The following is a 10,353-nucleotide window of genomic DNA, read 5'->3' as shown; positions in this document are numbered from 1 at the left end:
GGCGCATCGCCTCCAGGCGCGCCCGCTTCTTGTCGTTGCTCTTGATCACCGTCCAGGGGGCGTCCTTGGTGTCGGTGTAGAAGAACATCGCCTCCTTGGCCTCGGTGTAGGCCTCCCACTTGTCGAGCGAGGCGAGGTCCATCGGGGACAGCTTCCACTGGCGCACGGGGTCGACCTGGCGGATCAGGAACCGGGTGCGCTGCTCGTCGCGCGAGACCGAGAACCACAGCTTGACCAGCTGGATCCCCGAGCGGACGAGCATCCGCTCCAGCTCCGGGGTGGCGCGCAGGAACTCCATGTAGGAGCGCGGGTCGGTGAAGCCCATGACCCGCTCGACCCGGCCCGGTTGTACCAGGACCGGTCGAACAGCACGATCTCGCCGGCCGAGGGGAGATGCCCGACGTAGCGCTGGAAGTACCACTGCCCGGCCTCGCGCTCGGTCGGCTTCTCCAGCGCCACCACCCGGCAGCCGCGCGGGTTGAGGTGCTCGGTGAACCGCTTGATCGTGCCGCCCTTGCCCGCGGCGTCGCGTCCCTCGAACAGCACGACGATCCGGTTCCGGTGTCCTTGACCCAGTTCTGCAGCTTCAGCAGCTCGATCTGCAGCAGCCGCTTCTGGCGCTCGTACTCGACGCGGGAGAGCCGGTCGTCGTAGGGATAGCCCTGACGCCAGGTGTCGACCGGGCTGCCTTCGGGGCCGACCAGGGTGGGGTCGTCGTCGTCGGAGTCGTCGACCCGGAACGTCGCGGGGTCGGCGGCCGCAGGGTGCGGGAGGAGGGCGTCGGGGGCGTCGGCCCGGGGCTCGACCGGTGTCTCGTCCACGGTGGCAACGCTGCGCCCCGGGGGTGGCCGCACGGACACACCGGAGTGACGCGCGGGTGATCAGCGGGCAGCGGGACGGGGCCGGTCGTGCCAGTAGCCCTGCGCGTGCACCCGCTCCGGCGCGACGCCGGCGTCGTGCAGCATCCGGCGCAGCCGTGCGACCCGGGTGCTCTCGGTCGCGTTCCAGGCGTAGAAGCGGTCGCCCAGACGGGCCGCCGCGGCACCGTGGGCCCGCGTCCAGTCGGCGACGGCGTCGAGCAACGGCCGCCCGGGCCGCCGGCACAGCTCGACGGTGCGGCCCGGGTGGGTGGCGGTGAGGCCGACGGCATCGGCCGGGTCGCCGACCTCGACCAGCACCCGCCCGCGGTGCCGCGGCCCCAGCGAGGCCAGGATCCCGCGCACCGCGGGCAGTGCCGTCTCGTCGCCGGTGATCAGCAGCTCGGTGGCCTGCCCGGGGGCCACTGCACGCCGTGGTCGGGGTTCCCCCGCCGTGCGTCCGGACCGGACAGCAGCACGGCGTCGCCGGGGCGCGCCGCCGCCGCCCACGCGCTCGCCGGCCCCGGCCGGGCGTGGCCGAACACGTCGAGGTCGACCTCGCCGCGGTCCGGCCGGACCGCGGCGGGGGTGTAGCTGCGCATCACCGGCCGGATCTGTGCGGGCAGCGCCCGCAGCCGGGCCCTCCACTCGTGCTCGACCAGCCCGGGCTCCAGGACCGCCGGGTACCCGTCGTCGGGTGGCACCAGCAGCTTGATCCGCTGGTCACGGCCGTGCGGGGCGAACCGGGACAGCGCAGGCCCGCCCAGGACGATCCGCCGGAACCCCGGCGACAGCACGCCGACGGCGAGCACCCGCGCGGCGAACAGGACGTTCGGCGACCCGGCGAAGGCGGTCACCGGGCCAGGACCCGCTCGATGTCGTCGAGCACCTTCTGCCCGCCGAGCGGACCCACCCCGGTGATCCAGACCGACTGGTCGACCGGGTGCAGCCGGGGGAAGGCCTGACCGCGCACCGCCGCCACGGAGGGCGGCACCGCCGAGGCCGCCGACGGGTCGGCCGCGGTCAGGAACACCTCGTCGGCGCGGGCCTGCTGCACGAGCTCGGGGGAGAGGTCCACCGAGATCGAGTTCTCCCAGTCCCGGGCCGGGATGGTGAACCCGGCGCACTCCAGGGTGCTGCCCGCGAACGAGGTCGGCCCGTACAGGGTGAGGAGACCGTCGCGCGGACGGATCATCTGCGCGGTGCGCCCTGCGGTGTCGTGGGTGCGGGCGACCTCGGCGCACCGGTCCTCGTAGCGGGTGAGCAGCTGCTCGGTCCCGGCCTCGCGGCCGAGCGCCCGGCCCACGAAACGGACGTTGTCCCGCCACGGGTCGGCCTGCGAGGCGAGGAACGCGGTCGGGGCGATCGCGCTGAGCCGGTCGTACAGCGCGGCGTGCCGGGACTCGGTCCCGAGGATCAGGTCCGGCTGCTGCGCGGCGATGCGCTCCAGGTCGGGTGCCGCGACGGTGCCGACCACGGTGACCCGCGTGCCGGGCTCGCCCAGGTAGGCGGGCACGCCGGTGCCCTCGGACAGAACGGCCGCGCCCACCGGTTCGGCGTCGAGCGCGACGGCGGTGTCGAGCTGGACCGGCTCCAGGACGACGACGCGCTGCGGGGCCGCCGGGACGGTGACCTCACCGCGCGCGGTCGCGACGGTACGGGTCGCATCGGCGGAGCCGGACGCGTCGCCGGCGGGGCCGGAGCAGCCGGCGAGGATCAGGGTGAGCAGCGCGGCGAGCGCCACCACGGCCCGGGGCGGGGTCACGGAGGGTCTCCTTCGTCAGATGTGAGGTCACCCTAACCCGTGCTCGGCGGGGAGGGACTGTCCGTTTCGGACGGGAAATCCGCTCGCCGTCCGCGCGCGACCCGGGCAGCATCCGGGCGGTGATCGAGCAGTTCGTCCGCGACGGGTGGGTGCACCTGCCGGGTGCCGTCCCCGCGGACCTCGCCGCCCGATGCCGTGCCCTGCTGCGGGCGGCGCTGCTGCGCGACCGGGGTGTCGACCTCGACGACCCGACCGGGTGGGACCGCCCGGTGCTGCGGGTCGGGGGGATGGCCGACCCGGAGTTCACCGCGTCCGCGGGCACCCCGGCCCTGCGGTCGGCGTTCGACGCGTTGGTCGGCGCCGGACGGTGGCGCCCGCGCACCGGGATGGGGACGTTCCCGATCCGCTTCCCGGTCCCGGGCGAGCCCGGCGACGACGGCTGGCACGTCGAGTCGTCGTTCGCCGGACCCGACGGCGGCCCGCGGCTCGCGGTGGACTCGCGCGGGCGCGCGCTGCTGATGCTGTTCCTCTACACCGACGTCGGCCCGCGCGACGCGCCGACGCTGCTGCGGACCGGCTCTCACCACGCCGTGGCCCGGCTGCTCGCCCCCTACGGCAGCGCCGGGGCGGAGTGGTCGGCGTTCTGCGCCGAGGCGGTCCCGGCGACCGCCGGGTGCCCCGAGGCCGCCGCCGTCGGCCGGGCCGGCGACGTCTACCTGGTGCACCCGTTCGTGGTGCACCGGGCGCAGGTGATGTCCCCGTCCGCCGCCGGGCCCCGCGTCATCGCCCAGCCGCCGCTGGAGCCCGCGACGGAGCCGGCGTTCGACCTCGTCACGGGCACCGCACCCGTCGAGCGGGTGGTACGGGAGGCGCTGCGGTGAGCGCTCAGAGCTGGACGCCGCGGGTCAGTGCCCCGTCGACGACGAGGTTGGTCCCGCTGATCCGGCTCGCCCGCGGGCTGACCAGCGACACCACCGCGTACGCGGTCTCCTCCGGGGTCCCCATCCGGCCGGTCGGGTTGAGGCCCATGGCGTGGGCGTACAGCGCGGGGTCGTGCTGCTCGACGTTCTCCCAGACCCCGCCGGGGAAGTACACGTTGCCGGGGGAGACGGCGTTGGCCCGGATGCCCTTCGGGGCGAGGTCGAAGGCGAGCCCGGAGACGTAGTTCACCAGCGCGGCCTTCATGACGCCGTAGGAGCCGTCGGCGAAGTCGATCTCCCGGCCGGACACGCTCGACACCGCGGTGACCGAGGCGGCGTCGCTGCGCTCCAGGTGCGGCAGCGCGGCCTCCACCAGCCGCACCGTGTGCAGCAGGTCGATCTCGAAGCTCGAGCGCCAGTTCTGCTCACCCGGGCCGATCGCGAGCGCCGACACGTTCGCGACCACCGCGTCGACGGCCCCGAAGCGCGCGGCGGAGTCGGCCACCCAGCCGGTCAGCGCGTCGCCGTCGGCGACGTCGACCGCGGTCCCGGCGACCTCCCCGGCGCCCGCGGCGCGCAGCTCCTGCTCGGCGGCGGCGACACCCTCGGCGTCGCGGGCGCAGAAGGCGACCCGCGCACCCTCCGCCGCGAGCCCGGCGACGACCGCCCGCCCGATCCCGCGCGACCCGCCGGTCACGAGCACGACACGACCGTTCAGCAGCATGTCCACGGCAGGGGCCTTCCTAGAGGGAACGGGACTGTTCGCGCAGGTGCCGGTGCACCCCGCCGTAGGCGGCCGCGGTGGGCAGCAGCGCCTTCGCGATCCTGGTGACGGCGCTGTAGTTGGTGTCGACGACGTTGGCCAGCGGGGACTCCGCGGCCTGGGTGAGCAGCTGATAGGCGTCCAGCCGGTCCAGGCCGTACAGCTCGCCCAGCCAGGCGATCATCCCGACCTGGCTGGCCCGCCACGCGTCCTCCAGCGGACGGGCGGACCCGACGACGACGTAGTGGGTGTCGGTCTCGATCCGCGGCCACGCCAGCGCCGGGGCGTTCTTGATCAGCTCGACGATCAGGACGACGTCCATCGCGCCCTCGACGGCGGTGCCGCAGCTCTCGCCCTCTCCCTGGCGGTAGTGGCCGTCGCCGACCGAGAACAGCGCGCCGGGCACGTTGACCTGCAGGTAGCAGGTGGCGCCCGCCCGCATCTCCGGGGTGTCCATGTTCCCGCCGAACACGTCGGGGACCAGGGAGCTGCGCACCTCCCGTCCGGGCGGGGCGACGCCGACGGTGCCCAGCATCGGGTTGCACGGCAGTTCCAGACGCAGGTCCGCGCTGGTGGCCTCGAACAGCATGGTCCCCGCGGCCCGGTCGAGCTGGTAGATCCAGGTCCGCTCCGGCAGCGGCTCGTGCAGCAGGGCGGTGCGGTCGGTCGTCGACAGCGCCCCGAACAGCGGGATCAGCGTCGAGGCGCCCCAGTCGCGGGCGGGGGTCAGCTCGACGATGTGGACGGCCAGGGTGTCGCCCGGCTCCGCGCCCTCGACGTGGAACGGCCCGGTCTGCGGGTTCACCTCGCTCATGTCGAGCACCGCACTCGGACGGTCCGAGGTGGACGTGAGCCGCCCGGAGAACGCGTCCTCGGTCCACAGTCGCAGGCAGGTCCCCGGCGCGACCCGGCGGACCGGCGGCGCCCCGCCGAACGTCCACGCGAACTCGTGCCGTTCCGGCCGGTAGTCGACGACGCGCATGGGTCGCATCCTGGACCGCCGGGCCGGGCGCGGGCAACGGTTGCACCGTGGCCCGGGGGCCACGGCTCCTCCGGTCCCCGGGCCGCCCGCCGAGCCGGTACCGTGCCGCGATGGCCCGGTACTACGACGTGCACCCGCAGAACCCGCAGCCGCGCAGCATCAGCCAGGTCGTGGACCTCGTGCGTTCCGGCGGGCTCATCGCCTACCCGACCGACTCCTGCTTCGCGCTGGGCTGCTCGCTGGGCAACCGCGACGGTCTGGACCGGATCCGGCAGATCCGCAAGCTCGACGACCGGCACCACTTCACGCTGGTCTGCGCGGAGTTCGCCCAGCTCGGCCAGTTCGTGCAGATCTCCAACGCCGTGTTCCGCGCGGTGAAGGCCTCCACCCCCGGCAGCTACACCTTCATCCTGCCGGCGACCAAGGAGGTGCCCCGGCAGCTGCTGCACCCCAAGAAGAAGACCGTCGGCGTGCGGATCCCCGACCACGCCACCACCCAGGCGCTGCTGGCCGAGCTGGGGGAGCCCCTGCTGTCCTCCACCCTGCTGCTGCCCGGTCACGACGAGCCGATGACCCAGGGCTGGGAGATCAAGGAGGAGCTGGAGAACCAGGTCGACGCCGTCATCGACTCCGGGGACTGCGGCACCGAGCCGACCACCGTGGTCGACCTGTCCGGCGACGAGCCGGAGATCGTGCGGTACGGCGCGGGGGACCCGTCCCGGTTCGAGTGAACACCCGCCGCCGCAGCCCTCCGGCGCGGCCGCCCGGCCGCCCGGCGTGCCGGTCCGGGCACCCGTGGTGATCCGCCGGCAGGGGCCGCGCCGTCCGCCCGTCCACGATCCACCGCCCACCGCATCAGGACGGGCGCTGGGCGGACCGACGAGTAGGCTTCGCAACCGTCCCGCCCGCTACCCGAGCGGGTACTGACGTGGCGTCCGACCCCGGGCGCCGTCCGAACGGTTCGGAGGACGATCGCGTGGCGCGAGACGACCCGCCGCCCAACCCGTCCGGCCCGGCGGGTGCCTCGGCCGGGGACGCCGTCCTGGCCGCGATCGCGCACCGGCTGCGGGCCCGTTCCGAGCGCCAGCAGCTGCTGACCGAACGCCTGCGGGCCGGTGAGCTGCGTCCCGGTGCGCTGGCCGACCTCGCGGAGCTGGCCGCGGCCGCCCGCCGCGGCGCCCGGGACGGCGACCACATCCTCGTCCTCGCCGGTGCGCCCCGCGGGCCCCGGCTCGCCGCCCCGCCCACACCGCTCGGTCAGGTGCTCAACACCGTCGTGTCGGCCAGCGAGGCGGCCTCGCGCACGGTCGTCCCGCCGACGCCGAGCGTCTCGGTCGACGCGGCCGCCGAGCCGGTACTCGGTCAGATCCTGGCCGAGCTGCTCGCCCACGCGGCGGGCACGACGCCCGCGGGGGAACGCATCGAGCTGCTGACCCGCTGGGGTCCCGACGGCGGGATCGTCGTCGAGCTGCAGGGGACCCAGTCGCCGCGGCACCGCACCCCGGTCGAGGAGCTCGACCGCGCCCTGGGCTCCGCCACACCCGGCGGCCCGGTCGCCCCGCAGGAGATCGGGCTGCACGTGGCCGCCCGGCTGGCGCGTGCCATCGGCGCGCGGCTGGGTGTCCGCGCACCCGCCGGGAACTCCGCGGTCGCCCCGATCGCGGTGCTGCACCTGCCGTCCTCGGCCGTCGGCGGTGGCCGGTCCGAGGCCGCGGCCCCCGCCGCCGAGCCGCAGCCTGCCGAGCCGGTGGAGGCGTCCGGGAACGGGTCCACGGCGTCGCTGCGCCGTCCGGGCCCGGACGACACCCGTGCTCCCGGCCCCACCGCGGAGGCGCCGTGGCCGCCGCGGGACTCCCCGGCCGCCGGGCCCGAGCGGAGCTGGCCGCCGGCCGTCCCCGAGCGGGACGACCCCGCGGGCTGCCGCGTCGTGCCCCCCGCCCGGCGGGCGGGATCGCCGCTGCGACACCGTTCGCCGGCCCCCCCGCCCCGGGCGGTCCCCACCGGGGCGGCCCCGGGCCGGGCGGCATCGGACCGGGCGGTGGCGGACCGGGCGTCCCCGGACCGTCGGCCCCCGGACCGGGTGGTGCCGGCCCGGGTGGGCCCGGGCCCGTCGTGCGCCCGCCGCAGCCACCGGACGTGAGCCCGGGGCGCAACGGCGCCCCGCAGCCGCCACCCGCTCCGGAGGAGCCCCCGGCCACCGAGGCACTGCCCGTGGCCGGTGCGGCGGGGAGCACCCCGCCGGTGGAGCTGTTCGGACCGTTCGACTCGGAGGTGCCGGTGCCCGTGGACGACGCGGACGACACGCCGATCTTCGCCTCCGTCGCCTCGGCCTGGTTCCGGGAGCCGGGGTCGACCGAGACGACGGCGCTGCCCGTCACGCAGAACGACAACTGGCGGACCGCCGGCGACGCCGAGTTCGACGCCGCCCGGATCCGGGCCGACCGGGGCGTCGACCTGCCGACGACCGCGCAGGGACTGCCGCAGCGGCTGCCCGGCCAGGCGATGGTGCCGCCGTCCTGGCGGGACACCCCGAACGGTGTCGCGCCGACCGGGTCGCGGGAGCGTCAGCCCGACCGGGTGCGCAACCGGCTGGCCAGCTACCAGCGCGGCCTGCGCGAGGGCCGCCACCGCGCCGCGGAGGACCACGGCCCGCACGGCCCGGCGAACGGCTCCCTGAACGGCGCGCTCAACGGGGCGCCGGTGCCCGGCGGGCACCGCAACGGCCACCGGCTGGACGACGGCGACGACGACCGCAGCGTCGGCTGATCACCCGTCGTGCGGTGCCCCGGCCGCCCAGCCGTCCGGGTCGTCCCACGCCTGCAGGGTGCGGCCGCTGACGAAGCGCCGCCGGGCCCCGGTGACCGGGTCGTCGAACTCCAGGGCCCGGGAGAGCAGCTGCAGCGGCCGGGTGAAGTCCGCGGGCGGACGCCGGACCAGCTCGGGGTACACGTCGTCGCCGAGGATCGGGACGCCCAGTCCGTTCAGGTGCACCCGCAGCTGGTGGGTCCGCCCGGTGCGCGGGGTCAGCCGGTAGCGGGCCAGGTCCCCGCGGTGCCCGTCGAGCTCGATGCGGGTCTCGGCGTTCGGCTCCCCGTCCTCGGTGACGGCGGCGAACACCCCCGGTCGCTTCACGATGCGCGACACCTCGGTGCGCGGCAGCTCCAGGGTGGGGTCGTACCGGGCGAGCGCCTCGTAGGTCTTCGTGACCCGGCCGCGGGCGAACAACGTCTGGTAGGCGCCCCGCAGCTCGGGTCGCACCACCAGCAGCAGCACCCCGGCGGTGGCGCGGTCGAGCCGGTGGGCCGGGCTGAGGGCCGGTAGGCCGAGCTCGTGGCGCAGCCGGACGAGCACGGTCTGGCGGACGTGGCTGCCCCGCGGGATCGTCGCGAGCAGGTGCGGCTTGTCGACGACGACCACGTCGTCGTCGGCGTGCAGCACCGGCAGGCCGAACGGCACCGGCACCTCGTCGGGCTCGTCACGGTAGAGCCACAGCGTCGTCGAGGGTGTGTAGGGAGTGGCCGGGGTGATCGCGCCGGCCGCGGTCACGATCTCCCCGGCGGCCAGGCGCGCATCGATCCGCCCCGCGACGTGCGGGAACCGGTCGACCAGGTGGTCGCGCATCGTCGCCCACCCCTGCGTCGCCGGGGTGCGGACGCGGGCCGGCGCGAGGCCGTCGACCGTCGGGAGCGGGGAGGCCTCCCGGGACGTACGACGCCGGCGGGATCTCACGGGGGGACAGCCTACGATGGCCCCTCGTGAGCTGGACGTCCTACGGTGCCTACCTGCTGATCGTCGTCGGGCTGGTGCTGATGCCCGGACCCGACACCTTCGTGATGCTGCGCGCCTCGCTCGTCGGCGGGCGCGCGGGTGGGCTGTCGACGCTGGCCGGGGTGGTCACCGGCAACGCGCTGCAGGGCGGTGCGGCGGCGTTCGGGCTCGGCGTGCTCATCGCCGGGTCGCACACCGCGTTCACCGTGCTCCGCTGGGCCGGGGTGGTCTACCTGTGCGTGCTCGGGGTGCAGGCGCTGCGCGCCGCGCGCCGCGGGGACTACGCCGAGGTCCCCTCCGGCGGGACGCGGGTCCCGGTCCGGCGGTCGTTCGTGGTCGGGTTCGGCTCGAACATCACCAACCCCAAGGTGCTGGTCATGTACCTGTCGGTGCTGCCGCAGTTCCTCGTCCCCGGCGTGACGACCACCGCCGACGCCGTGCTGCTCGCGTTGTCGGTCGCGGTGCTCGGCGGCGTCTACGGCGTCGGCCTGGTCCTCGCCGTGCACCGGGCGCGGGCCTTCTTCACCCGCCGTCGCGTGCGCCGTGCCGGGGACGTCGTCGCCGGGCTCGCGTTGATCGGGTTCGGTGGGGCGCTGGCGGCGGGCTGACCCGCGAGACTTGCTTGCATGGTGGGTTCATGTTCATGATGTGGGCAAGACGTCGTCGTCGTTGCCCGGGGGGACCACCGTGTCGGACACCGTGATCGTGGTGAACACGGCGGTCGCCGTGCTCGCCGTCGTCGTGCTGATCGTGAGGTTCCGGCTGAACCCGGTGGTCTCGCTCGTGATCGGCGCCGTGTACCTTGGCCTGACCGCCGGGCTGGGCGTGACAGGCACGGTCGACTCGGTGACCGGTGGGTTCGGCGACATCCTGGCCGACGTCGGGCTGCTCATCGCCTTCGGTGTGCTGACCGGCGCGATGCTGCACCACGCGGGCGCCATCGAACGGCTGGTCTCGGCGCTGTTGCGGGCCTGCGGCCCGCGCGGGATGCCCTACGCCACCGCCGTCACGGTCTCCACCGCACTCCAGTCGATCTTCGTCGACGTGCTGCTGGTCATCTCCGCACCGCTGGCCCGCCGGATCGCCCCGCGCATCGGGGACAAGGGGCTGCCGCGGATGGCGACCGCCCTCGCGATCGGCCTGGAGTGCGGGATCGTGTTCATGGTCCCCGGTGTCGGCGCGGTCGCCCTCGCCGGCGTACTCGGGGTCCCGCTGGGCCAGATGCTGATCCTGGGCCTGGTCGTCGTGGTGCCGACGGTGCTCATCGCGACCGGCATCATGTCCGTGCTGCTGCGCCG

The 10,353-nt window shown here is 75.4% G+C and carries 11 protein-coding genes and 2 pseudogenes; 6 read left to right on the top strand and 7 right to left on the bottom strand.

Annotation, left to right across the window (positions count from 1 at the left end; all coding sequences use genetic code 11):
- From ppk2 to KPF47_RS00310, 4 genes and pseudogenes are all read right to left on the bottom strand, one after another.
- A pseudogene (ppk2, locus tag KPF47_RS00325) lies at positions 1-704 on the bottom strand (polyphosphate kinase 2); the annotation flags it as partial.
- Between the two features lie 177 nt (positions 705-881).
- Positions 882-1,283, bottom strand: a complete 402-nt coding sequence (locus KPF47_RS00320; protein WP_224386202.1) for a siderophore-interacting protein — start codon at positions 1,281-1,283, stop codon at positions 882-884.
- Entirely contained in the window at positions 1,253-1,714 is a 462-nt protein-coding gene (locus tag KPF47_RS00315; RefSeq protein WP_224386201.1) for a siderophore-interacting protein, read from the bottom strand. The genes KPF47_RS00320 and KPF47_RS00315 overlap by 31 nt, the downstream gene beginning before the upstream one ends.
- Positions 1,711-2,622 (bottom strand): ABC transporter substrate-binding protein, encoded by a 912-nt coding sequence (locus KPF47_RS00310; protein WP_224386200.1) that lies wholly within the window; start codon positions 2,620-2,622, stop codon positions 1,711-1,713. The genes KPF47_RS00315 and KPF47_RS00310 overlap by 4 nt, the downstream gene beginning before the upstream one ends.
- A gap of 119 nt (positions 2,623-2,741) precedes the next feature.
- Here KPF47_RS00310 and KPF47_RS00305 point away from each other — a divergent pair, with 119 nt between their 5' ends.
- The gene (locus tag KPF47_RS00305; protein ID WP_224386199.1) at positions 2,742-3,503 is read left to right on the top strand and encodes a phytanoyl-CoA dioxygenase; all 762 of its coding nucleotides are present in this window, start codon (positions 2,742-2,744) and stop codon (positions 3,501-3,503) included.
- 4 nt (positions 3,504-3,507) lie between these two features.
- Here the strand turns inward: KPF47_RS00305 and KPF47_RS00300 are convergent, their stop codons facing one another.
- Both KPF47_RS00300 and KPF47_RS00295 read right to left on the bottom strand, forming a co-directional pair.
- On the bottom strand, positions 3,508-4,266 hold the full coding sequence (locus KPF47_RS00300; protein ID WP_224386203.1) for an SDR family NAD(P)-dependent oxidoreductase: 759 nt from the start codon (positions 4,264-4,266) through the stop codon (positions 3,508-3,510).
- Between the two features lie 19 nt (positions 4,267-4,285).
- Positions 4,286-5,287, bottom strand: a complete 1,002-nt coding sequence (locus KPF47_RS00295) for an acetamidase/formamidase family protein (protein WP_224386198.1) — start codon at positions 5,285-5,287, stop codon at positions 4,286-4,288.
- A gap of 110 nt (positions 5,288-5,397) precedes the next feature.
- On the opposite strand from KPF47_RS00295, the gene KPF47_RS00290 reads away from it, so the two are divergent.
- The 3 genes from KPF47_RS00290 to KPF47_RS00280 all read left to right on the top strand — a co-directional run bounded on the left by KPF47_RS00290 (position 5,398) and on the right by KPF47_RS00280 (position 8,053).
- Positions 5,398-6,018: an L-threonylcarbamoyladenylate synthase gene (locus tag KPF47_RS00290; protein ID WP_224386197.1), complete on the top strand. Its 621-nt coding sequence runs from the start codon at positions 5,398-5,400 to the stop codon at positions 6,016-6,018.
- A 245-nt stretch (positions 6,019-6,263) separates the two neighbouring features.
- Positions 6,264-7,427 (top strand): hypothetical protein, encoded by a 1,164-nt coding sequence (locus KPF47_RS00285; RefSeq protein WP_224386196.1) that lies wholly within the window; start codon positions 6,264-6,266, stop codon positions 7,425-7,427.
- Entirely contained in the window at positions 7,424-8,053 is a 630-nt protein-coding gene (locus KPF47_RS00280; RefSeq protein WP_224386195.1) for a hypothetical protein, read from the top strand. Before KPF47_RS00285 ends, KPF47_RS00280 begins: the two co-directional genes overlap by 4 nt.
- Here the strand turns inward: KPF47_RS00280 and KPF47_RS00275 are convergent, their stop codons facing one another.
- Entirely contained in the window at positions 8,054-9,016 is a 963-nt protein-coding gene (locus tag KPF47_RS00275; protein ID WP_224386194.1) for a pseudouridine synthase, read from the bottom strand.
- A gap of 26 nt (positions 9,017-9,042) precedes the next feature.
- On the opposite strand from KPF47_RS00275, the gene KPF47_RS00270 reads away from it, so the two are divergent.
- Together KPF47_RS00270 and KPF47_RS00265 are read left to right on the top strand one after the other, a co-directional pair.
- Positions 9,043-9,663, top strand: coding sequence for a LysE family translocator (locus KPF47_RS00270; protein WP_224386193.1), 621 nt, complete (start codon positions 9,043-9,045; stop codon positions 9,661-9,663).
- 79 nt (positions 9,664-9,742) lie between these two features.
- A pseudogene (locus tag KPF47_RS00265) lies at positions 9,743-10,353 on the top strand (GntP family permease); the annotation flags it as partial.

This window comes from Pseudonocardia sp. ICBG1293, assembly GCF_020131355.1.
Classification (GTDB): domain Bacteria; phylum Actinomycetota; class Actinomycetes; order Mycobacteriales; family Pseudonocardiaceae; genus Pseudonocardia.
Note: the sequence above shows the minus strand (reverse complement) of the source record. Positions and strands in the feature narration are given on the sequence as shown.

Excerpts from the sequence above, each read along its gene's own strand:
- KPF47_RS00300 (WP_224386203.1), bottom strand. The coding sequence starts at position 4,266 with ATGCTGCTGAACGGTCGTGTCGTGCTCGTGACCGGCGGGTCGCGCGGG.
- KPF47_RS00295 (WP_224386198.1), bottom strand. The coding sequence starts at position 5,287 with ATGCGCGTCGTCGACTACCGGCCGGAACGGCACGAGTTCGCGTGGACG.
- KPF47_RS00290 (WP_224386197.1), top strand. The coding sequence starts at position 5,398 with ATGGCCCGGTACTACGACGTGCACCCGCAGAACCCGCAGCCGCGCAGC.